Below are 21,637 nucleotides of genomic sequence, written 5' to 3'. Positions count from 1 at the left end.
CATGCAAAAGTTGACTGCGGTAGTGGGCATGTTGGTGCTGAGTAGCGCCAATGCGTATGCGGACACCAGCTGTGACACGGTAAAAATGGCCGATCCGGGCTGGAGCGACATTGCCGCCACCAATGCCATCACTGGTTTTCTGTTGAACGGCATGGGCTACAAGGTCAAGGTCGACACCCTGGCAGTGCCGATTACCTTTGGCGGGCTCAAGGACGGCCAGGTGGATGTGTTCCTGGGTAACTGGATGCCGGCGCAGCAGGGCTTCTATGACAAGTTCGTGGCCAATGGCGAGGTGGTGCAACTGGCGAAAAACCTCGACGGTACCGAGTTCACCCTCGCCGTGCCGGACTATGTGTGGGACGCCGGGGTGCATGACTTTGCCGACCTGAACAAATTTGCCGACAAGTTCGACAAGAAGATCTACGGGATCGGCTCCGGTGCGCCGGCCAATATCTCGTTGCAGGAAATCATCAAGAAGAATGACTTCGAGCTGGGCCAGTGGAAGCTGATCGAGTCCAGCGAACAGGCAATGCTCGCCGAAGTGTCACGGGCCGTGAAGAAACAACGCTTCGTCACCTTCCTCGGCTGGACACCACACCCGATGAACGTGCAGTTGAAAATGCACTACCTCAAAGGCGGCGAGAAATACTTCGGTGACACCGGCAGCGTGTATACCCTGACCCGTAAAGGATATGCACAAGCCTGCCCGAATGTTGGAAAGCTGCTGACCAACCTGAGTTTCACCCAGGAGATGGAGAACAGCATCATGGCTGAGGTAGTCAACAACAAGGTCAGCAACGCGGATGCGGCGAAGACGTGGCTCAAGACCAACCCGGCAGTGCTGGAAAAGTGGCTCGATGGCGTGAAAACCGTAGATGGCCAGGATGCGTTGCCAGCGGTAAAAGCCAAACTCTAGATGACACCTCCGCCCTTTGGAGAGGGGTCCCGTGACAGGCTTGCTTGCTCTGACAAGCTGACTTTCTGTGGCAAACGAGCTTGTTGTGGTGGTCGGGCTTGTTGTGGCGAGCGGGCTTGCCCCGCGTTGGGCTGCGCAGCAGCCCCAGTGAAGGCCGCGCAATCCTAACCGTGGGATCTGGAGCGTCTGGTTTTGGGGCCGCTTCGCGCCCCAACGCGGGGCAAGCCCGCTCACCACAGCAAGCCCGCTCGCCACAACCTGATAATCTGCCCCGAACCTTTCTATCCGAGTTTGCGATGCACAGGCCCAACCGCCACACACTCTTCCCCTTCCTGAGCTGGCTGCCGCGTCAAACCCGAGCCAGCGTCGGTCGGGACGCGATGGTCGGGCTCAGCGGCGCCGTCCTCGCCTTGCCGCAGTCGATTGCCTACGCCCTCATTGCCGGTCTTCCCGCCGAATACGGCCTGTACGCCGCAATTATCCCGGTACTGATCGCCTGCCTCTGGGGCTCGTCCTGGCACTTGATCTGTGGCCCTACGGCGGCGATTTCCATTGTGCTGTACGCCAGCGTCAGCCCGTTGGCCGTGCCCGGGTCTCAGGACTACATCACCCTGATCCTGTTGCTGACATTCCTGGCCGGGCTGTTCCAGTGGTTGCTGGGCATGCTGCGCTTTGGCGCGCTGGTGAACTTCGTCTCGCATTCGGTGGTGCTGGGTTTCACCCTGGGCGCCGCCGTGGTGATTGCCCTGGGGCAGTTGCCTAATCTGCTGGGCCTGGATTTGCCGAGCCAGGCCACGGCAATCAATAGCCTGCTCGCACTGATCCACCATAGCGGCGAATGGGACCACGCATCGCTCGCCCTCGGGCTCGGCACTTTGCTGGTGGGCGCGTTGCTTAAATACCTTGTGCCTCGCTGGCCAACGCTGCTGATCGCGCTGGCCTTGGGTAGCCTGGCGGCATGGCTGTGGCCGGGGATGTTCGGGCATGTAGCGCGGGTCAGCGCGTTCATCGGCAAACTGCCGCCGTTCAGCCCGTTGCCGCTGGATCCGGACATGATCCTGCGCCTGCTGCCCAGCGCCGTTGCGGTGGGCATGCTGGGGCTGGTGACCAGCCTGTCGATTGCCCGTTCGCTGTCAGCTCGCTCGCAACAACTGCTCGATGCCAACCAGGAAGTTCGTGCGCAGGGTTTATCCAATATCGTTGGTGGATTTTTCTCCGGGTATTTGTCAGCCGGTTCCTTCACCCGCTCTGGCCTCAGCTATGAGGCGGGCGCCTGTTCGCCGTTGGCAGGGGTGTTTTCCGCCTTATGGGTGGCCTTGTTTGCGCTGTTCGGCGCCGCACTGATCGCGCATATTCCGATCCCAAGCATGGCCGCCAGCATCTTGCTGATTTCCTGGGGCCTGGTGGATCGTCGGGGTATTCGCGCGTTGTTCCGCGTGAGCCGGGCAGAATTCGTAGTGATGAGCCTGACCTGCGTCGCCACCTTGCTTCTGGAGTTACAAACGGCGATTTATGCGGGGGTGTTGGCGTCGTTGTTTTTCTACCTCAAGCGCACGTCCCAGCCACGGGTTCAACAATGGCGTGACGGGGACGAAGATGTGTTGCGCGTCGGCGGGTCGATTTTCTTTGGCGCCAGCCATTACCTGCAAGTGCGCTTGCAAAGCTTGCAGGGTGTACGGGTAGTGATCGAGGCGCAGCAGATCAACTTTATCGACTATTCCGGGGTGGAGATGCTGCACCAGGAGGCGCGTCGTTTAAGAGGGCTGGGGCGTAGCCTGACACTGCGCCGCGCCAGGCCGCAGGTGGTGGAGGAGTTGAAAAAACTGGAAGGGGCCGACCAATGCCCCATCCATTTTGAAGACTGAATACGGTTAAACAGGTGGGAGGGGGCTTGCCCCCTCCCACAGTTTGTTGAGTATCAGGCCAACTGGCGGCGCAACTCGGCCAACACCGGCGCCGAATCCGGCCGCACACCACGCCACAGGAAGAACGCTTCCGCCGCCTGCTCCACCAACATGCCCAGGCCATCCATCGCCACTGCCGCGCCCTGTTGGGTGGCCCAGTGGCAGAACGCGGTCGGTTCCTTGGCGTACATCATGTCGTAGCAAAACGTCTTGCCCGGCTCGATCAAACTACTGGCAATCGGCGGTACATCGCCTGACAGGCTGGCGGACGTGGCATTGATGATCACGTCCACCGGCTCACGCAGCCAATCGAAACCACTGGCAGACACCGGGCCCAGGTCGTCGAACAATTCGGCGAGCATTTCAGCTTTTTCCACCGTGCGGTTGGCGATGATCAATGAGGCAGGTCGCTCGGCCAGCAATGGCTCCAATGCGCCACGTACCGCACCACCGGCGCCGAGCAACAGGATGCGTTTACCTTGCAGGCTCAACCCGGCGTTGACCGTCAGGTCGCGCACCAGGCCGGCGCCATCCGTGTTATCGCCCAGCAAGCTGCCATCGGCCAGCTTGCTCAAGGTGTTCACCGCGCCGGCACGCTCGGCGCGCTCGGTCAGGGTGTTGGCCAGGCGGTAGGCGTCCTCCTTGAACGGTACGGTGACGTTGGCACCACGGCCATGCTGGAAAAACTCACGGGCACAACCGATGAAATCCTCCAGCGGCGCGAGCAAGCTGCTGTAGTCCAGTTGCTCGCCGGTCTGCTCGGCGAACATGCGGTGAATCAACGGCGACTTGCTGTGGCCGATGGGGTTGCCAAACACCACATAGCGATCCATCAAACCGCCGCCTTAGGCGTAGCAACGCCGAGCCAGTCGCGGTCTTGCAGGAAGTAATCGGTAAGGCGCGCTTCTTCGCTGCCGGCCTCGGCTTTCCAGTCGTAGCTCCAGCGCACTTGCGGCGGCAGCGACATGAGGATCGATTCGGTACGCCCACCCGATTGCAGGCCGAACAGGGTGCCGCGGTCGTAGACCAGGTTGAACTCCACGTAGCGACCACGGCGGAATTCCTGGAATTCACGTTGTTGCGCGGTATAAGCCATGGCTTTGCGACGCTGCACAATGGGCAGGTACGCATCGATGTAGGCGTCGCCGATGGCGCGGATAAAAGCGAAGCAGGTGTCGAAGTCCCATTCGTTCAAGTCATCGAAGAACAGGCCGCCAATGCCGCGCGGTTCGTTGCGATGCTTGATATGGAAGTAGGTGTCACACCAGGCTTTGTAGCGTGAATACACATCCGGGCCAAACGGCGCACAGGCCTGCTCGGCGACGCGGTGCCAGTGGATGCAATCTTCTTCGTTGCCGTAGTAGGGCGTGAGGTCAAAACCGCCACCAAACCACCACACCGGTTCTTCGCCTTCTTTTTCGGCGATGAAGAAACGCACGTTGGCATGGGAAGTCGGCACATGAGGGTTGTGCGGGTGGATCACCAGCGATACGCCCAGGGCCTCAAAACCGCGACCGGCCAGCTCGGGGCGGTGCGCGCTGGCGGACGGTGGCAGGCCGCTGCCAAACACGTGGGAAAAATTGACGCCGCCTTTTTCGATCACCGAACCGTTTTCGATCACACGGGTGCGACCGCCGCCGCCGGCTGGCCGGGTCCAGGCGTCTTCGATAAAACGAGTGTCCGCCTCGAAGGTTTCCAGGGCGCTGCAAATGCGGTCTTGCAGGTCAAGCAGGTAGGCTTTTACAGCCTCGGTGCGGGTAGTCATGGCATCACCTTGAATCGGGCAAAGCTACGCGAGGCCATGCGGCGTCGGCGGCAAATGGGCGCACAGGATACCACTGCACCTGCATACCACTGCACTTAGGTGCGTCGCTGTTGACGAAGATCAAGCTTAGGAGTCCGATAGGTGGCTACACGATTTCGACCTCAGGAGAAGTGCAGATGGCCAAAAGAATCCAGTTCAGCGCCCACGGCGGCCCCGAAGTACTTGAGTATGTGGACTACACACCGGCCGAGCCAGGACCGCAGCAGGTTCGAGTGCTTAACAAAGCCATTGGCCTGAACTTCATCGACACTTACTACCGCAGCGGGTTGTATGCGCCGCCGGCCCTGCCATCGGGACTGGGTGCGGAAGGCGCGGGTATCGTCGATGCGGTGGGCAGTGAGGTCACCCAATTCAAGGTCGGTGACCGCGTGGCCTACGGCAGTGGCCCGCTCGGCGCCTACAGCGAATTGCACGTGCTGCCCGCCGCCAACCTGGTGCACCTGCCGGACGACATCAGCTTCGAACAGGCCGCCGGCGCCATGCTCAAAGGCCTGACCGTGCAGTATCTGCTGCGCCAGACCTATGAGTTGAAGGGGGGCGAAACCATCCTGTTCCACGCCGCTGCCGGTGGCGTGGGTTCCCTGGCGTGCCAATGGGCCAAGGCCCTGGGTGTGAAGCTGATCGGTACCGTCAGCTCGCCGGAGAAAGCCGCACTGGCCAAATCCCTGGGCGCCTGGGAGACCATCGACTACAGCAAGGAAAACGTCGCACAACGCGTGCTGGAATTGACCGACGGCAAAAAGGTGCCCGTGGTGTACGACGGCGTCGGCAAGGACACATGGCTGACCTCATTGGACAGCGTGGCGCCACGCGGTCTGGTGGTGAGCTTTGGCAATGCCTCGGGCGCGGTGGATGGGGTGAACCTGGGGATACTCGCAGCCAAAGGCTCGCTGTACGTGACGCGGCCAACCCTGGCGACCTACGCCAACAATCCGGCGAACCTGCAGGTGATGGCGGATGATCTGTTTTCGATGATCAAGAGCGGCAAGGTGCGCATTGATATCAACCAGCGCTTCCCGCTGGCGGAGGCGGCGAAGGCCCAGACCGAGTTGTCGGCGCGGCGCACCACGGGGTCGACCATTCTGTTGCCTTGAGGGCCTCTTCGAGGGCGAGCCCTCTCCCACATTTGAACCCTGTCCGTCATGACACCACGGTCAAATGTGGGAGGGGGCTTGCTCCCGATGGCCGCGACGAGGTCTCAAGAAGGCCGCACCACCTCACCGGTCGCCAAATCGCGAATCAAGCTGGGGTTCTTGCGCCCACCCAGGGCGCCCCCCAATACCAGGTCGACCTGGCCACGGAAATACTGCTCCACCCGGATCCGCGTACGCGCCGCCGGGCGCCCTTGGGGGTTGGCCGAGGTCGAGATCAGCGGGCCCACCAGCGCGCACAAATCCCGCACCAACGGATGATCGCTGACCCGCAACGCCACGGTGTCATGCACACCCGTGACCCACTCCGGCAGCAAATCCTGGTGGGGTACCAGCCAGGTATTCGGCCCCGGCCAGGTGCTGGCCATGCGGTCGATCCATTCCTGCGGGAAATCTTCGAAGAGAAAATCGAACTGGCGGATAGTGTCCGCCACCAGGATCAGGCCCTTGTCCACCGAACGGTTCTTGATCGCCAGCAGTCGGTCCACTGCGTCTTCGTTCCACGGATCACAGCCCAGGCCCCAGACCGCCTCGGTTGGATAGGCAATCACCGCGCCTGCGCGAATTTCTCGTGCGGCTTCCAGCACACGCCACCTGTTGACCATTGCTCACTCTCCGGACTAAAGCTCTGCGCAGTTTACCGATCTTCGTTACAAAACCTAGCAGCGCGCGAGCCAGCGCCCACTTTCACAGATCACCTGACCTTCCAGCTCCAGCTCGGTCAGGGTAGCCAGTAGCTCTGGCAAGGGGCGCCCGCTGGCAATCGCCAAGGCTTCGCTGGTGTGGGGCGCCGCATGCAGCAACGCCACCAGCGGATGAGTGACCGGCATCGGCGCGGGGCGCGACAACGCCTGCCAGCCGCGCAAACCTTCGAGGATGTGCTCGATGGTTTCCACCAGCACCGCGCCATCGCGGATCAACTGGTGACACCCCTTGGCCCCGGGATGGTGAATGGAGCCCGGGATCGCATACACCTCGCGCCCTTGTTCGGCCGCCAGCCGTGCAGTGATCAGCGAACCGCTGGCCATGCTGGCTTCCACCACCAGCACACCGAGGGACAGGCCGCTGATAATGCGGTTGCGCCGAGGGAAATTACCGGCCTGGGGCGCGGCATCGAGTGGAAACTCGGAAACCACGGCGCTGCCCTGGGCAATCATCGCCGCCGCGAGCCGTCGGTGGCGCTGTGGATAAAAGTTTTCGAGCCCGGTGCCCAGCACGCCAATTGTCTGCCCACCAACATCCAATGCCGCTTGATGCGCCGCACCGTCAATGCCCAGGGCCAGGCCACTGGTGATGACAAAACCGGCGCTCGCCAGGCTGCGGGAAAAGGCGGCGGCAGTGTCCATTCCAGGGCGCGAAGCGCGGCGGCTGCCGACCACGGCCAGCTGTGGTTTTTCCAGGATAAAAGGGTCGCCAGCAACGAATAACAGCGGCGGTGCATCGTCGATCTCGGCAAGCAGGGCGGGGTACTCAGGTTGGTCCCACATCAGCAAATGCTGGGCCGGGTGCCCCAGCCACGCCAATGCCGCACTGGCACCATCGCGGACTTCGTGGCTCCGCCGGGCATCGCCACTGATGGCCGGCAACCCCAGGGAACGCCAGGCACTGGCGGGTGCGCTGAGCGCCTTCGAGGCGCAGCCGAATGCCTCGATCAATAGGCGAAAACGCTTTGGACCCAGTTCCGGCAGCCTGTGCAAGCGCAGTCGCGCTTCCAGTTCGGACGGGGAAATTTCACTGCGGTTTATCGGAAACATCGGATCATCCTTGACCGGAACAAGCTGTGGATAACTCTGTTGGTAACTTATTTAGCAGGCTATTTATTGCGTTTGACGGGCAGTCTCGAAACGGTCCATCACGGCCAATGAACGCGAAGCGCTGAGGACCAAGCCATAACTGAGCTTTTCATAGGTGCGAAACACCAGCAGGGTGCCGGCGCGCTCATCGGGAAGTGTCACGGATGCGCCCGTCAGGACGTCGCGTACGCTGGCACCGGCTTTGATCACCGTTAGCAGATGGCCTTCGACCAGACCATCGCGGCGGCCTCTGTTCAAGGTCACGGCGTCCAGCACGCCAATCTGGCTCACGCCCTTGGGAATATCGATGATTTGCCCCTGGATAAAGGGCGTCGCCGTTGGCGTCTCCAGGTTGGCCAGTTCAACGGGGGGCTGGTTGCGCAGCAGGCGGTCGCCGGGGCGCACTTCCTGGGTCACCCGTTGCACAGCCAGGGTGGTGAGGTCGCCGGCCATCATGAAGCGTGCGGTGCCGATATCGTCGGCATTGATACCCAGCCATTCCTGGGTTTGGGGATCGGTGTAGACCTTGCCCCGGCGAAAGATCCCATAGCTGGGCTGGGTCGGATCCAGGTCGCCCCTGGCATGCACGCGCTCGCCACTGGCGCCCAACACTCGCCCCGCGTCTGCCGCGACAATGTAAGGCGCGTTGTCCAGGTCCTGGGGCGAATCGAGAATACGGTTATGTAACAAAAAACGCTGGATGGCCTGTTGCGTGGCGGGGTCCAGGCGCTGGCCGGACGGTGGCAGCAAGGCCATTGCGAAGGGGGCCCACAGCAGTAAGACGAGCAGCGATTTCCTCATGGGGTGAATCTCCTTTATTATGTGCGTTCGCGTGAAATGCCTTGGCCTTCGCGGCTTTCGAACGTTTCACACCGGCTGCCTGGGTCCGTCCCGACGCCGATTTGCCTCTACCTCACATGTGCAGCAATTACGCTTATGGCTATTTTGAACATCCTCGAATTCCCCGACTCGCGCCTGCGCACGATCGCCAAACCGGTGGCCGTAGTGGACGACAAGGTTCGTCAGTTGGTCGATGACATGTTTGAAACAATGTATGAAGCCCCGGGCATTGGCCTCGCCGCCACCCAGGTCAATGTGCATCAGCGTGTCGTGGTCATGGACCTGTCGGAAGATCGCAGCGAGCCACGGGTGTTCATCAACCCCGAATTCGAGCCGCTGACCGACGAGATGGGCGAATACCAGGAAGGCTGCCTGTCGGTGCCGGAGTTCTATGAGAACGTCGAGCGCCCACTGCGCGTGAAGATCAAGGCCCTGGACCGCGACGGCAACCCCTACGAGCTGGTCGCCGAAGGCCTCCTCGCGGTGTGCATCCAGCACGAATGCGACCACCTCAACGGCAAGCTGTTTGTCGATTACCTGTCCACGCTCAAACGTGACCGGATCAAGAAAAAGCTGGAAAAAAAGCATCGCCAGCAAGCTTGATGCCCTTCTTCCAAAGGCTTGCTGCGGCAAGCCTTTTTCTTTTGTGACTGCTTTTAACCGAGAACGCCCATGACCGAGCCACTGCGCATTGTTTTTGCCGGTACCCCTGAATTCGCCGCCGAACACCTCAAGGCGCTGCTCGCCAGCCCTTATGACATCGTCGCGGTGTACACCCAGCCGGATCGCCCGGCCGGGCGCGGGCAAAAACTGATGCCGAGCCCGGTCAAGCAATTGGCGCTCGAGCACAACATCCCCGTGCTGCAACCGCCAACCCTGCGTAACGCCGATGCCCAGGCCGAACTGGCCGCGCTGAAACCGGACCTGCTGGTGGTGGTGGCCTATGGCTTGATCTTGCCGCAGGTGGTGCTGGATATCCCGCGCCTCGGTTGCATCAATAGCCATGCCTCGCTGCTGCCACGCTGGCGCGGCGCCGCGCCGATCCAGCGCGCCGTGGAAGCGGGCGACAGCGAGAGCGGCGTGACCGTGATGCGCATGGAGGCGGGTTTGGACACCGGCCCGATGCTGCTCAAAGTCACCACCCCGATCACGGCCGCAGACACGGGTGGCAGCCTGCACGACCGCCTCGCCGAGATGGGCCCGCCCGCCGTGATCCAGGCCATTGCCGGTCTCGCTGCCGGAACCCTGCAGGGTGAGGTACAGGACGACAGCCTGGCCACCTACGCCCACAAGCTGAACAAGGACGAAGCCCGCATCGACTGGAACCGCCCGGCCGTAGAGCTGGAGCGCCTGGTGCGTGCGTTCAATCCATGGCCGATCTGCCACAGCACACTCAATGGCGAAGCCTTGAAAGTCCTGGCCGCCACCCTGGCCAACGGCAAAGGCGCCCCCGGTGAAATCATCGGCGCCAGCAAAGAGGGCTTGTTGGTCGCCTGCGGTGAGCAGGCACTGTGCCTGACCCGCCTGCAATTGCCAGGTGGCAAGGCGCTGAATTTCAGCGATTTGTACAACAGTCGCCGTGAGAAATTTTCCCTGGGCACGATCCTCGGGGCGGTAGTCCAATGAACCCGCGTCTGGCCGCCGCCAAGGCCTTGGCCGCCGTGCTCAACGGCAAGGCTTCGCTGAACAGTTCGCTGCCCACCCAGTTGGATAAGGTCGAAGACCGTGATCGCGGTTTCACCCAGGACCTGGCCTTTGGCACCGCGCGCTGGCAGCCACGCTTGTCGGCGCTGGCGGCCAAGCTGCTGCAAAAGCCCTTCAAGGCGGCCGATGCCGATGTGGAGGCGCTGCTGTTGGTGGGCCTCTATCAGTTGCTCTATACCCGCGTGCCGGCCCACGCAGCCATCGGTGAAACCGTTGGTTGCGCCGACAAACTGAAAAAACCCTGGGCCAAGGCCCTGCTCAACGCCGTACTGCGCCGCGCCCAACGCGAAAGCGAAGCGCTGCTGGCCGAGCTGGAGCATGACCCGGTGGTGCGCACCGCACACCCGCGCTGGCTGCAAAAATCCCTGAAAGCCTTCTGGCCTGAGCAATGGGAAGCCATCTGCGCGGCCAACAATGCGCACCCGCCGATGATCCTGCGGGTCAACCGTCGCCATCACAGCCGTGATGCGTATCTGCAATTGCTGACGAACGCAGGCATCAACGCCACGCCATGCGTGTACAGCACCGACGGCATTGTGCTGGAAGCGGCCACCGACGTGCGCAGCCTGCCGGGTTTCGCCGAAGGCTGGATCAGCGTTCAGGACGAAGCCGCGCAACTGGCCGCCGACCTGCTCGACCTGGCTCCCGGCCAACGCGTGCTGGACGCCTGCTGTGCTCCAGGCGGTAAGACATGTCACATCCTCGAAGTTGAAAAGGACCTGGCCGGTGTAGTAGCTGTCGATCTTGAAGCCAAGCGCCTGGTGCGAGTACGCGAAAACCTCGCACGCCTTGGGCTCAGCGCCGAACTGATCGCCGCCGACGGCCGCGACACCGCCGCCTGGTGGGACGGCAAACCGTTCCAGCGCATCCTGCTCGACGCGCCGTGTTCCGCCACCGGTGTGATCCGCCGCCATCCGGACATCAAGCTCACCCGTCAACCCGACGACATCGCCGCCCTGGCCGTGCTGCAAGGCGAACTGCTCGACGCCCTGTGGCCGACCCTGGAGGTCGGCGGCATCCTGCTCTACGCCACCTGCTCTACCTTGCCCACCGAAAACACCGAGGTCATCGAGGCCTTCCTTGCGCGCACCAGCGGTGCGCGCGAACTGGACCTCGCCACGAGCGCCGGCATCAAGCAGCCCCATGGCCGCCAACTGCTTGCACAGCAAGGCGGACACGATGGCTTCTACTACGCCAAACTGATCAAGATTGCCGCCGCACGCGGCTGAATGGGTTTAAGGGAGTGACCGGATGAAAATCATCATCCTCGGGGCAGGGCAGGTCGGTGGCACGTTGGCCGAACACTTGGCCAGCGAAGCCAACGACATCACCGTGGTCGACACCGATGCCGAGCGCCTGCGTAACCTGGGCGACCGCCTGGATATTCGTACTGTGCAGGGCCGTGCATCGTTTCCTACGGTGCTGCGTCAGGCGGGTGCCGACGATGCCGACATGCTGGTCGCCGTCACCAACAGCGACGAGACCAATATGGTCGCCTGCCAGGTCGCCCACACCCTGTTCCATACCCCGACCAAGATCGCCCGTGTTCGCGAAGCTGCGTACCTGACCCGCGCCGGCCTGTTCGACAATGATGCGATCCCGGTGGACGTGTTGATCAGCCCCGAACAAGTGGTGACTCACTACATCAAGCGCCTGATCGAAATTCCTGGCGCCTTGCAGGTGATCGACTTCGCCGACGGCAAGGCGCAACTGGTCGCGGTGAAGGCTTACTACGGTGGCCCGCTGGTGGGCCAGCAACTGCGCCAGCTGCGCGAACACATGCCGAATGTGGAAACCCGCGTGGCGGCGATTTTCCGCCGTGACCGGCCGATCCTGCCCCAAGGCGATACGGTGATCGAAGCCGATGACGAAGTTTTCTTCATCGCCGCCAAAGCCAATATTCGTGCGGTGATGAGCGAAATGCGTCGGCTCGACGAGACGTATAAACGCATCGTCATCGCCGGTGGCGGGCAGATCGGCGAGCGCTTGGCAGAGGCGATCGAGAGCCGCTACCAGGTAAAAATCATCGAGATGAGCCCGGCACGCTGCCGGCATTTGTCCGACACCCTCGACAGCACCGTGGTCCTGCAAGGCAGCGCCTCGGACCGCGACCTGTTGATGGAAGAAAACATTGCCGACGCTGATATCTTCCTGGCCCTGACCAACGATGATGAAGCCAACATCATGTCTTCACTGCTGGCCAAAAGGCTGGGGGCCAAGAAGGTGATGACCATCATCAACAACCCGGCCTACGTCGACCTGATCCAGGGCGGCGATATCGACATCGCTATCAGCCCGCAGCTGGCCACTATCGGCACCTTGCTTGCCCATGTGCGCCGTGGCGATATCGTCAGCGTGCACTCCCTGCGCCGAGGCGCCGCGGAAGCCATCGAGGCGATTGCCCACGGTGATTCGAAGTCGAGCAAAGTGATTGGCAAAGCCATTCGGGATATCGGCCTGCCACCGGGCACGACCATTGGCGCGATCATTCGGGATGAAGAAGTGATCATCGCCCACGACGACACGATGATCGCCACCGGGGACCATGTGATCCTGTTCCTGGTGGATAAGAAACATATCCGCGATGTGGAGAAGCTGTTCCACGTGGGGTTGAGCTTTTTCTGATTAACCGGAGTGACCGACATGCTCGAATCCCTGGAAAAAATGCTCGCCAAGGGTGTGGATAACGCGCTGCTGCGCTTTGGGCTGGGCAAGGGCTATCTGGACTTGAAGGACAACGCCAAGGCGGCGGAGCATTTGCACAAGTGTGTCGAGTTCGATCCGAAGTATTCAGCGGCGTGGAAGCTGCTGGGCAAGTCTTACGCTGGATTGGGCAATCATCCGGCTGCACGACAGGCCTGGGAGAAGGGCATTGAAGCGGCCCAGGCCCATGGCGACAAACAGGCCGAAAAAGAGATGGCGGTATTCCTGAAAAAACTCGACCGCCAGGCTTGAGCGGAACTCAAATGTGGGAGGGGGCTTGCCCCCGATAGCAGGGTGTCAGCCAATGCATATTTGGCTGAACCGCCGCTATCGGGGGCAAGCCCCCTCCCACATTTGGTTTTGTATTGGCCTTGGGTCAGTACCACCGCGCCTCACCCGGCGGGCGTTTCTTGAAGCGTTTCATGCTCCACATGTACTGGCTTGGGTAGGCGCCGACGTAACGCTCCACCACCTTGCTCATCGCCGCGCAGGACGTAGCAGTGTCGGTGCTGTACATGTCTTCCGGCGCCGCTTCCAGAATCACTTTGTAGCCCGAGCCATCCGGCAGGCGCAGCGCATGCAGGAACACACCGACGGCCTTATGGCCGGCGAGCATGTTCGGCACGAACTTGCTGGTCAGCGCCTGCGTAGCGAAGAACGGCACGAAGATCCCGGCGGATTCCGCCGGTTCCGGGTCGGCGGGGATGCCCACCTGGCCACCTTTGCGCACTTCCTTGATCACTCTGAGGATGCCTTCCTTGGTGGAGGCGGCCACGCGGTTCCCCAGTTGCACGCGCTGCTTGCGTAATAAGTCGTCCACGGCCTTGAGCTTGGGCGGGCGGTAGAAAATGATCGGTTTGCACTGGCTGCAATAGAAATGGTTCAACACTTCCCAATTGCCCAGGTGGCTGGTGATACCGACCACGCCTTTGCCTGAGGCCAGGGCTTCATGCAGCACTTCCAGGCCCTCGACCTCGCGCACCAGGTCGATGGAACGCTGCGCCGGCCAGATCCAGGCGCAGGCGCTTTCGGTCAAGGACTTGCCGATGTCCATCAGGCTGCGGCCCACCAGGCGCTCGCGTTCGGCCGGGTCCATGTCCGGGAAGCACTTGGAGAGGTTGATCCGCACCGTGTCGCGGGAGCGGTTGGGGGTTTTCCACATGATCCAGCCAATGGCCGAACCCACGGCTTGCACCGCGCGCCAAGGCAGCAGGGCAAACAACCGAAGAGCGCCTACCAGCAAGGCGCCTTTAAACTTTTCCACAGGTCACTCCTGATCGTGTGTAGTGCGCAAAGCGCGCATTCTAACCGGCGTTGGCCAGGTCCGCGTAACGGTCACAGTCCTGAGTGTGGTCCATGACCATGCCTGAAGCCTGCATGAACGCGTAGCAAATGGTCGGGCCGACAAAGGTGAAACCGGCTTTTTTCAGGGCACGGCTCATGGCCTCAGCCTCCGGCGTAATCGCCGGGACTTCGCTGCGGTCCTTGAAATGATTGATCTTGGGCACGCCGCCGACAAACGACCAGAGCAATCCCACGGGGTCCTCCAGCGCCAGCCAGGCCGCGGCATTTCGGCGGGTCGCGTTGAGCTTCAAGCGATTGCGCACAATGCCTGGGTCGAGCATCAACGCTTCGATCTCAGCGTCGGTCAGGCGCGCCAACCGCTGCGCATCAAAACCGAACAAGACCTTTCGATAATGCTCGCGTTTGCGTAAAACGGTGATCCAGGAAAGGCCCGCCTGGAACCCTTCGAGCAAAAGCAACTCGAACAAACCCTGCGCGTCGCGCAGCGGCGTTCCCCACTCCTGATCGTGATAAGCCATGTACAGCGGATCTTCAGAACACCAAAAGCAGCGTGGCATAAGGCTCCAGGGGATGGTGGCGCGGCCGAATCGGGTATACTCCCGCTCTTTAAATCGCAGCCCAAGTAACAGGTGAATTTCGTGAGCCAGCCTACGCCAGCCGTGCGTACCTTCCAAGACTTGATCCTCGCCCTCCAGCAATACTGGGCCGAGCAAGGTTGTGTGGTACTTCAGCCCTACGATATGGAAGTAGGCGCCGGCACTTTCCACACCGCTACCTTCCTGCGGGCCATCGGCCCGGAAACCTGGAACGCCGCTTATGTGCAGCCCAGTCGTCGCCCGACTGACGGCCGCTACGGCGAGAACCCGAACCGTCTGCAGCACTACTACCAGTTCCAGGTGGTACTGAAGCCGAACCCGGACAACTTCCAGGAGCTGTACCTGGGCTCGCTGAAACATGTCGGCCTGGACCCGCTGGTCCACGACATCCGTTTCGTCGAAGACAACTGGGAGTCGCCAACCCTGGGCGCCTGGGGCCTGGGCTGGGAAGTCTGGCTCAACGGCATGGAAGTGACGCAGTTCACCTACTTCCAGCAAGCGGGCGGCATCGAGTGCTACCCGGTGACCGGCGAGATCACCTACGGTCTTGAACGCCTGGCCATGTACCTGCAAGGCGTGGACTCGGTCTACGACCTGGTGTGGGCTGACGGCCCGTTCGGCAAAGTGACTTACGGCGATGTGTTCCACCAGAACGAAGTGGAGCAGTCGACCTATAACTTCGAACACGCCAACGTCGAGAAGCTGTTCGAACTGTTCGACTTCTATGAAAGCGAAGCCAAGCGCCTGATCGAACTGGATCAGCCGCTGCCGTTGCCGAGCTATGAAATGGTGTTGAAGGCCTCCCATACCTTCAACCTGCTGGACGCCCGCCGTGCCATCTCGGTAACCGCGCGTCAGCAATACATCCTGCGTGTACGCACCCTGGCGCGTTCCGTCGCCCAAGCCTACCTGCTGGCACGCGCCAAGCTGGGCTTCCCGATGGCAACCCCGGACCTGCGTGATGAAGTGTTGGCTAAGCTGGAGGCTGCACAATGAGTGCTCAAGATTTCCTGGTTGAACTGGGCACCGAAGAGCTGCCACCCAAGGCATTGAACACCCTGGCCGATGCGTTCCTGGCCGGTATCGAAAAGGGCCTGCAGACCGCCGGCCTGAAGTTTGCCGCGAAAAAAGTCTACGCCGCGCCACGTCGCCTGGCCGTGTTGCTGACCGCGCTGGAAACCCAGCAGCCGGACCGCAGCATCAACCTCGACGGCCCGCCACGCCAGGCGGCTTTCGACGCCGAAGGCAACCCGACGCAAGCCGCACTGGGCTTCGCCAAGAAGTGTGGCGTCGAGCTGAGCGAGATCGACCAGAGCGGCCCGAAACTGCGTTTCAGCCAGGTCATCAAGGGCAAGCCGACCGCCAGCCTGTTGCCGACGATCGTTGAAGACTCCCTCAACGACCTGCCGATCCCTAAGCGCATGCGCTGGGGGGCACGCAAGGAAGAGTTCGTGCGCCCGACCCAGTGGCTGGTGATGCTGCTCGGTGACCAGGTCATCGACTGCACCATCCTTGCCCAGAAAGCCGGCCGCGATTCCCGTGGTCACCGCTTCCACCACCCGCAAAGCGTACGTATCACCGCGCCGGCCAACTACCTTGATGACCTGCGTGCAGCGTACGTGCTGGCGGATGCCAATGAGCGTCGCGAGCTGATCAGCAAGCGCACCGAAGAGCTGGCCCGCCTGCAGGAAGGTACTGCCATCGTGCCGCCAAACCTGCTCGACGAAGTGACCGCCCTGGTTGAATGGCCGGTGCCGCTGGTGTGCTCGTTCGAGGAACGCTTCCTCGACGTGCCGCAGGAAGCGCTGATCACCACCATGCAGGACAACCAGAAGTACTTCTGCCTGCTGGACGTGGACGGCAAATTGTTGCCGCGCTTTATCACCGTGGCCAACATCGAGAGCAAGGACCCGCAGCAGATCATCGCCGGTAACGAGAAAGTCGTGCGCCCGCGCCTGACCGACGCCGAGTTCTTCTTCAAGCAAGACAAGAAGCAGAAGCTCGAAGACTTCAACCTGCGCCTGCAAAACGTGGTGTTCCAGGAAAAACTCGGCAGCGTCTACGACAAAGCCGTACGGGTTTCCAAGCTGGCGGCCTACATTGCCCCGCGCATTGGGGGTGACGCGGCATGGGCCGCGCGCGCCGGCCTGCTGTCCAAGTGCGACCTGGCCACCGAGATGGTGGGCGAGTTTCCGGAGATGCAAGGCGTTGCCGGTTACTACTACGCCCTCAATGACGGCGAGCCGGACGATGTCGCCCTGGCACTGAACGAGCAGTACATGCCGCGCGGTGCTGGCGCCGAGTTGCCGACCACCCTGACCGGTGCGGCCGTGGCCATCGCCGACAAACTCGACACCCTGGTGGGTATCTTCGGTATCGGCATGCTGCCTACCGGCAGCAAAGACCCCTATGCCCTGCGCCGGGCGGCGCTGGGCGTGCTACGGATCCTGATCGACAAGAAGCTCGACCTCGACCTGACCCAGGCCGTGGTGTTCGCTGTCGGCCAGTTTGGTGGCAAGGTCAAGCAAACCGGCCTGGCTGAACAGGTACTCGAATTCGTATTCGACCGCCTGCGTGCGCGTTACGAAGACGAAGGCGTGGACGTTTCGGTGTACCTGTCGGTACGTGCCCTGCAACCGGGTTCGGCGCTGGACTTCGACCAACGCGTACAGGCCGTACAAGCGTTCCGCAAGCTGCCGGAAGCCGATGCCCTGGCCGCCGTGAACAAGCGTGTATCGAACCTGCTGAGCAAGGCCGAAGGCCTGGGCAACGCCGATGTCGACCCTGGCCTGTTCGCCGATGCCAAGGAGTTTTCGTTGAACTCGGCTATCGCCAAGGCCGAAAACGCGGTGAAGCCGCTGATCGCCGAACGTAACTACGCCGAAGCCCTGGCACGCCTGGCCACCTTGCGTGAGCCGGTGGACGCGTTCTTCGAAGCGGTGATGATCAATGCCGAAGATGCTGGCGTGCGGAAAAACCGCTACGCCATGCTGGCGCGTCTGCGCGGCCTGTTCATCAACATCGCTGACATTTCCGTACTGGGCTGATCATGTTGAAACTGCTGATTCTCGATCGGGACGGAGTCATCAATTACGACTCCGACGCTTACATCAAGTCGGTGGCGGAATGGATTCCATTGCCCGGTTCGATCGAGGCCATCGCGCAGTTGAGCAAAGCCGGCTGGACGGTGGCCATTGCCACCAACCAGTCCGGCATCGCCCGCGGCTATTACGACATCGCCACACTGGACGCCATGCACGCGCGCTTGCGCACATTGGTGGCCGAGCAGGGCGGTGAGGTGGGGCTGGTGGTGTACTGCCCCCACGGGCCGGATGAGGGCTGCGATTGCCGCAAACCCAAGCCTGGCATGCTGAAAACCATTGCAGAACATTACAACGTGCCCCTGGCTGGGCTATGGTTCGTCGGGGACAGCCTCGGTGACCTGGAGGCGGCCAAAGCCGTCGACTCTCAGCCAGTTTTGGTTAAGACCGGGAAAGGCGAAAAGACCCAGGCGAAAAACCTGCCGGTAGGCACCTTGATTTTTGACGATCTGGCGGCGGTTGCCGCAGAACTTATCAACAACTAGCCGCCCTCGACTTCCTGACCAAGGACTGTTCGGGAGTGCGCTTTTAACAGGCGGGCGTTGTCCCGCAACGGTAAATGCCGCCATGTCGATTTTGCAGGCCATCAGAACCTTCTTCTTTTACCTGCTGTTGGGCACCAGCTCGTTTCTCTGGTGCACCCTGAGCTTTTTTATCGCGCCCTTCCTGCCGTTCAAGGCGCGCTATCGCTTCATCAACGTCTATTGGTGCCGCTGTGCGTTGTGGCTGACCAAGGTGTTCCTGAACATCCGTTTCGAGGTCAAGGGCGCGGAAAACGTCCCGGACCAGCCTTGCGTGATTCTGTCGAACCACCAGAGCACCTGGGAGACGTTCTTCCTGTCGGCGTACTTCTCGCCTTTGAGCCAGGTGCTCAAGCGTGAACTGCTGTACGTGCCGTTCTTTGGCTGGGCCATGGCCATGTTGCGGCCGATCGCCATCGACCGTGACAACCCCAAGGCCGCACTCAAGCACGTGGCCAAGAAGGGTGATGAGTTGCTCAAGGACGGTGTGTGGGTGCTGATCTTTCCGGAAGGTACACGCGTGCCCTACGGTACCGTCGGCAAGTTCTCCCGGGGCGGCACCGCGTTGGCGGTCAATGCCCACCTGCCTGTGTTGCCCATTGCCCACAACGCCGGCAAGTTCTGGCCAAAGACCGGTTGGGCCAAGCGTGCTGGCACTATCACCGTGGTGATTGGCGAACCGATGTACGCCGAGGGGGAAGGGCCGCGGGCCATTGCCGCGCTGAATGACCGCGCTGCCGCGTGGAACGAAGCCCAGCAACGCGCCATGGGTTCGCTGCCACCGGAGCCGGTGGTGGTCGAGACGCCGGTGATTTGAGGTTCTGTGGATAACCTGTGTACGGATTGTTGGCAAATTGGCATTTTTACCGTCTAACAACCTGATTTAATTACATATTTCCCCGCATCATAAAATCCATAAAAACGTGCATAAGTTTTTTGCGCAGTAAAAAACCGGTCCTTGAGACCGGTTTTTTATACACAGCCGAATAGTACGCGGGTCAGTCTTCCAACAACGGCAGCTGTAGACTGAATGTGGTGCCTTTGCCTACCACGCTTTCACACCTGATAAGGCCACCATGGCGCTCTACAACGGCCTTGACCATGGTCAGCCCCAATCCAAGACCTTCACTGCCTTGGGCGGACTCGAAGCGCCGATACTGGCTGAACAGCTCGGGTAAATCTTCAGCGGCAATCCCCGGGCCCTGGTCGCTGATGCGGCATTCCAACCAGCCTTGTGCGCTGCTGTGTCTCAACCTTACCGTGGTACCGGACGGGGAATACTTGATCGCATTCTCCAGCACGTTGAACAACGAACGCGTGAGCAACGATTGATCGGCTGAAACCATGCCTTCGTCCGCCTCGTCGAGGTCATGGACCAAGTGAATGCCCTTGAGCTGCGCAATCAGCGCCACCTGATCGAAGGCATCCATCACCAGCATGGCGAACAGCGTCGGCTGGAATTGGTAGCCGTCAGCTTCCGCCTTGGCCAATTGCACGAAGGACTCGGTGAGGCTCAAGGCACGTCGAACCTGTTGCTCGATCTGGGCGAATACGGGCGACTCACCATTGTGCACATCCAACAGCGCGAGGATCGCCGAGTGGGGTGCGCGCAAGTCGTGAGAGAGGAAGCGCAGCATCGTCTCGCGGTGCTGCTGGGCCTCACGTTCCTTACTCAGGTCTGTCAGGCTCAGTAGCCATCCGAGTGCGACGTCACCGTCGGCGGGCAACAGCGGCGCAAGTTCCATTCGCAGGCTGCGTTGATGAATGTCGCGGAACTCGACGAGTTCGAGCGCCGCAAGCGCGGGTCGCACGCCGTTATGCAACGGTGGATACCCCAGGTCAGCGAGTTGTTCGAGAAGGTTTTCGCTGACCAGGTCATTCCCGAACACATCGCGGGCGATGCGGTTAGCCAGCAGGATGTTGCCTTTGGGGTCGGTGATCAGCGTCGCCACCGGCAGGCACTCCAGGCCATCGGCCATAAAGCGGCGAGTGTCCCGCGTACGACCGACAGCTTGCTCAAGGGCGAAGATACGCGCCTGCAACACATCCCCCTTGCTGGCCGGCGCGCGACGGCGTTCGGGCAGTACTTTGGGTTCGTTATCCAGCCGCGCCAGTTCCCAGCCGAAATAGGCGAGGATCACACTCAAGCGGCGCCAATTCCAGATCAGGTAACTCAACAGCAGGCCAATCAGGCAGGCCGCCGGCGACCACCAGTGCCCCAGGCGTAACAACGCCCAGGAACCGAGCAGCGCAACCGCCATGCAGCCCAGCGTCATCCACAATGCATAGCGCGGCCGGTACAGCAGCAGGCCGAGCAACAACGCCACCAGGAACGTCGCCATCGTTGCCGCCAACCAGCCAGGCAGATCGACAATGCTGCGCCCTTGCAGCAAGCCATTGAGCACGTTGGCCTGGATCTCCACCCCCGCGGTCGTGCCCACGGTGGAGGAGAGGGGTGTGACGAACCGGTCCCCCATCCCCGAGGCGGTAGCCCCCACCAGGATCAGGCGATTACGTAGCAGTTCGGAAGGGACTTCACCGTGTAATACGCTGACGTAGGACACGCTGGGAAAATGAGTGTGCGGCGCGATGAAAGGGATACGGATGGCGTGCTCGCGATGCCAGGTTTGAGCACTTGAATCCTGGGGCTCCCCCGGCATGGCCTGGGCTTCGCCGCTCAACTGGTACGCCAACCACGCCAACTGCGCGGCGGTGGCTGCAGGCGGTCCTTCACGCATGTACAGGCTGCGCACCACGCCGTCGCTGTCCGCCTCAACATTAATATGCCCAACCCCCTTGGCGCATTTGAGCAGCGGCAGCATCTGCTCCCCTGGCTCGCTGTAGCTGGCGGTGCCCTCGCGCACCAGTGGCAACAGCACATTCCCCGCGTTGCACACTGCCTCGGCCAGGCGTTTGTCGTTGGCAGCGTTGCCGGGCTCGCTGAAGATCACATCAAACAGAATGCCTGCCGGTTGCGCGGCACTCAGGCGATCGATCAAGTCGGCGTGCAAGCTGCGTGGCCAGGGCCATTGGCCGAGCTTTTTCAAGCTCGCGTCATCAATTGTTACCAGCAAGATGCGTGGGTCAACGGGTAAGGGGGTAAGACGGCGCAGGCTGTCATACAACGGATTGTTCAGGGCGAGGCCGGGGCTCAAGGACAGATAGGCCGTGATCGGCAGCAACAGTAAACCGATCCACAACCACTCGCGGACCAACCCGTGGAACAGGCGTTGGGCATGGGTGGGTTGGCGTTTCTCGGCCTTGCGCCAGAACATCAT

At 61.5% G+C, this 21,637-nt stretch carries 20 protein-coding genes; 12 read left to right on the top strand and 8 right to left on the bottom strand.

Translation table 11 applies throughout. The annotated features are described in order from the left end of the window. Position 1: 1 nt before the first annotated feature. Entirely contained in the window at positions 2 to 916 is a 915-nt protein-coding gene (choX, locus tag AB7933_RS01565) for a choline ABC transporter substrate-binding protein (protein ID WP_024072578.1), read from the top strand. A 296-nt stretch (positions 917 to 1,212) separates the two neighbouring features. Beyond that, positions 1,213 to 2,781, top strand: a complete 1,569-nt coding sequence (locus AB7933_RS01560) for a SulP family inorganic anion transporter (protein WP_024072577.1) — start codon at positions 1,213 to 1,215, stop codon at positions 2,779 to 2,781. Between the two features lie 53 nt (positions 2,782 to 2,834). Here AB7933_RS01560 and aroE read toward each other — a convergent pair whose 3' ends face one another. Next, complete coding sequence (gene aroE, locus AB7933_RS01555) at positions 2,835 to 3,653, bottom strand: shikimate dehydrogenase (protein ID WP_024072576.1); 819 nt, start codon at positions 3,651 to 3,653, stop codon at positions 2,835 to 2,837. Further along, positions 3,653 to 4,585 (bottom strand): oxygen-dependent coproporphyrinogen oxidase, encoded by a 933-nt coding sequence (gene hemF / locus AB7933_RS01550; protein WP_024072575.1) that lies wholly within the window; start codon positions 4,583 to 4,585, stop codon positions 3,653 to 3,655. Before hemF ends, aroE begins: the two co-directional genes overlap by 1 nt. A 176-nt stretch (positions 4,586 to 4,761) precedes the next feature. Between hemF and AB7933_RS01545 the strand changes: the two genes are divergently transcribed. Further along, complete coding sequence (locus AB7933_RS01545) at positions 4,762 to 5,739, top strand: NADPH:quinone reductase (protein ID WP_024072574.1); 978 nt, start codon at positions 4,762 to 4,764, stop codon at positions 5,737 to 5,739. Positions 5,740 to 5,843: 104 nt separating this feature from the next. On the opposite strand, the gene AB7933_RS01540 is transcribed toward AB7933_RS01545, so the two are convergent. The 3 genes from AB7933_RS01540 to AB7933_RS01530 form a co-directional block, all read right to left on the bottom strand. After that, on the bottom strand, positions 5,844 to 6,401 hold the full coding sequence (locus AB7933_RS01540; RefSeq protein WP_024072573.1) for an L-threonylcarbamoyladenylate synthase: 558 nt from the start codon (positions 6,399 to 6,401) through the stop codon (positions 5,844 to 5,846). 54 nt (positions 6,402 to 6,455) lie between these two features. After that, entirely contained in the window at positions 6,456 to 7,550 is a 1,095-nt protein-coding gene (gene dprA / locus AB7933_RS01535; protein ID WP_024072572.1) for a DNA-processing protein DprA, read from the bottom strand. A gap of 63 nt (positions 7,551 to 7,613) precedes the next feature. Next, entirely contained in the window at positions 7,614 to 8,390 is a 777-nt protein-coding gene (locus AB7933_RS01530) for a hypothetical protein (protein WP_024072571.1), read from the bottom strand. A 135-nt stretch (positions 8,391 to 8,525) separates the two neighbouring features. On the opposite strand from AB7933_RS01530, the gene def reads away from it, so the two are divergent. The 5 genes from def to AB7933_RS01505 all read left to right on the top strand — a co-directional run bounded on the left by def (position 8,526) and on the right by AB7933_RS01505 (position 13,088). Next, positions 8,526 to 9,032 carry a peptide deformylase gene (def, locus tag AB7933_RS01525; RefSeq protein WP_024072570.1) on the top strand — a complete coding sequence of 169 codons (507 nt, stop codon included), beginning with the start codon at positions 8,526 to 8,528 and terminating at the stop codon, positions 9,030 to 9,032. Between the two features lie 69 nt (positions 9,033 to 9,101). Then, positions 9,102 to 10,055 carry a methionyl-tRNA formyltransferase gene (gene fmt, locus AB7933_RS01520; RefSeq protein ID WP_024072569.1) on the top strand — a complete coding sequence of 318 codons (954 nt, stop codon included), beginning with the start codon at positions 9,102 to 9,104 and terminating at the stop codon, positions 10,053 to 10,055. After that, complete coding sequence (rsmB, locus tag AB7933_RS01515) at positions 10,052 to 11,362, top strand: 16S rRNA (cytosine(967)-C(5))-methyltransferase RsmB (RefSeq protein WP_024072568.1); 1,311 nt, start codon at positions 10,052 to 10,054, stop codon at positions 11,360 to 11,362. Before fmt ends, rsmB begins: the two co-directional genes overlap by 4 nt. 22 nt (positions 11,363 to 11,384) lie before the next feature. Further along, complete coding sequence (trkA, locus tag AB7933_RS01510) at positions 11,385 to 12,758, top strand: Trk system potassium transporter TrkA (RefSeq protein WP_024072567.1); 1,374 nt, start codon at positions 11,385 to 11,387, stop codon at positions 12,756 to 12,758. A gap of 18 nt (positions 12,759 to 12,776) precedes the next feature. After that, positions 12,777 to 13,088: a tetratricopeptide repeat protein gene (locus AB7933_RS01505; RefSeq protein ID WP_024072566.1), complete on the top strand. Its 312-nt coding sequence runs from the start codon at positions 12,777 to 12,779 to the stop codon at positions 13,086 to 13,088. Between the two features lie 124 nt (positions 13,089 to 13,212). Here the strand turns inward: AB7933_RS01505 and AB7933_RS01500 are convergent, their stop codons facing one another. Together AB7933_RS01500 and AB7933_RS01495 are read right to left on the bottom strand one after the other, a co-directional pair. After that, the gene (locus AB7933_RS01500) at positions 13,213 to 14,100 is read right to left on the bottom strand and encodes a lysophospholipid acyltransferase (RefSeq protein ID WP_024072565.1); all 888 of its coding nucleotides are present in this window, start codon (positions 14,098 to 14,100) and stop codon (positions 13,213 to 13,215) included. Between the two features lie 40 nt (positions 14,101 to 14,140). After that, positions 14,141 to 14,698, bottom strand: coding sequence for a DNA-3-methyladenine glycosylase I (locus AB7933_RS01495; RefSeq protein ID WP_024072564.1), 558 nt, complete (start codon positions 14,696 to 14,698; stop codon positions 14,141 to 14,143). A gap of 81 nt (positions 14,699 to 14,779) precedes the next feature. On the opposite strand from AB7933_RS01495, the gene glyQ reads away from it, so the two are divergent. The 4 genes from glyQ (at position 14,780) to AB7933_RS01475 (ending at position 19,176) form a co-directional block, all read left to right on the top strand. Next, positions 14,780 to 15,733 carry a glycine--tRNA ligase subunit alpha gene (glyQ, locus tag AB7933_RS01490; RefSeq protein ID WP_003213601.1) on the top strand — a complete coding sequence of 318 codons (954 nt, stop codon included), beginning with the start codon at positions 14,780 to 14,782 and terminating at the stop codon, positions 15,731 to 15,733. Beyond that, on the top strand, positions 15,730 to 17,784 hold the full coding sequence (gene glyS, locus AB7933_RS01485) for a glycine--tRNA ligase subunit beta (protein WP_024072563.1): 2,055 nt from the start codon (positions 15,730 to 15,732) through the stop codon (positions 17,782 to 17,784). The genes glyQ and glyS overlap by 4 nt, the downstream gene beginning before the upstream one ends. Next, positions 17,784 to 18,323, top strand: coding sequence for a D-glycero-beta-D-manno-heptose 1,7-bisphosphate 7-phosphatase (gene gmhB / locus AB7933_RS01480; protein ID WP_172831391.1), 540 nt, complete (start codon positions 17,784 to 17,786; stop codon positions 18,321 to 18,323). Before glyS ends, gmhB begins: the two co-directional genes overlap by 1 nt. 82 nt (positions 18,324 to 18,405) lie before the next feature. Then, the gene (locus AB7933_RS01475; protein ID WP_024072561.1) at positions 18,406 to 19,176 is read left to right on the top strand and encodes a lysophospholipid acyltransferase family protein; all 771 of its coding nucleotides are present in this window, start codon (positions 18,406 to 18,408) and stop codon (positions 19,174 to 19,176) included. Positions 19,177 to 19,357: 181 nt separating this feature from the next. On the opposite strand, the gene AB7933_RS01470 is transcribed toward AB7933_RS01475, so the two are convergent. After that, on the bottom strand, positions 19,358 to 21,637 hold the full coding sequence (locus AB7933_RS01470) for a CHASE2 domain-containing protein (RefSeq protein ID WP_024072560.1): 2,280 nt from the start codon (positions 21,635 to 21,637) through the stop codon (positions 19,358 to 19,360).

This window comes from Pseudomonas gorinensis, from assembly GCF_042015035.1.
Classification (GTDB): Bacteria; Pseudomonadota; Gammaproteobacteria; order Pseudomonadales; family Pseudomonadaceae; genus Aquipseudomonas; species Aquipseudomonas gorinensis.
Note: the sequence above shows the minus strand (reverse complement) of the source record. Positions and strands in the feature narration are given on the sequence as shown.

Coding starts and splice junctions, on each gene's coding strand:
- fmt (WP_024072569.1), top strand. CDS start 9,102: ATGACCGAGCCACTGCGCATTGTTTTTGCCGGTACCCCTGAATTCGCC.
- rsmB (WP_024072568.1), top strand. CDS start 10,052: ATGAACCCGCGTCTGGCCGCCGCCAAGGCCTTGGCCGCCGTGCTCAAC.
- AB7933_RS01560 (WP_024072577.1), top strand. CDS start 1,213: ATGCACAGGCCCAACCGCCACACACTCTTCCCCTTCCTGAGCTGGCTG.
- AB7933_RS01540 (WP_024072573.1), bottom strand. CDS start 6,401: ATGGTCAACAGGTGGCGTGTGCTGGAAGCCGCACGAGAAATTCGCGCA.
- def (WP_024072570.1), top strand. CDS start 8,526: ATGGCTATTTTGAACATCCTCGAATTCCCCGACTCGCGCCTGCGCACG.
- AB7933_RS01505 (WP_024072566.1), top strand. CDS start 12,777: ATGCTCGAATCCCTGGAAAAAATGCTCGCCAAGGGTGTGGATAACGCG.
- trkA (WP_024072567.1), top strand. CDS start 11,385: ATGAAAATCATCATCCTCGGGGCAGGGCAGGTCGGTGGCACGTTGGCC.
- dprA (WP_024072572.1), bottom strand. CDS start 7,550: ATGTTTCCGATAAACCGCAGTGAAATTTCCCCGTCCGAACTGGAAGCG.
- hemF (WP_024072575.1), bottom strand. CDS start 4,585: ATGACTACCCGCACCGAGGCTGTAAAAGCCTACCTGCTTGACCTGCAA.
- glyS (WP_024072563.1), top strand. CDS start 15,730: ATGAGTGCTCAAGATTTCCTGGTTGAACTGGGCACCGAAGAGCTGCCA.
- aroE (WP_024072576.1), bottom strand. CDS start 3,653: ATGGATCGCTATGTGGTGTTTGGCAACCCCATCGGCCACAGCAAGTCG.
- AB7933_RS01545 (WP_024072574.1), top strand. CDS start 4,762: ATGGCCAAAAGAATCCAGTTCAGCGCCCACGGCGGCCCCGAAGTACTT.
- AB7933_RS01530 (WP_024072571.1), bottom strand. CDS start 8,390: ATGAGGAAATCGCTGCTCGTCTTACTGCTGTGGGCCCCCTTCGCAATG.
- choX (WP_024072578.1), top strand. CDS start 2: ATGCAAAAGTTGACTGCGGTAGTGGGCATGTTGGTGCTGAGTAGCGCC.
- AB7933_RS01475 (WP_024072561.1), top strand. CDS start 18,406: ATGTCGATTTTGCAGGCCATCAGAACCTTCTTCTTTTACCTGCTGTTG.
- AB7933_RS01495 (WP_024072564.1), bottom strand. CDS start 14,698: ATGCCACGCTGCTTTTGGTGTTCTGAAGATCCGCTGTACATGGCTTAT.
- AB7933_RS01470 (WP_024072560.1), bottom strand. CDS start 21,637: ATGATGTTCTGGCGCAAGGCCGAGAAACGCCAACCCACCCATGCCCAA.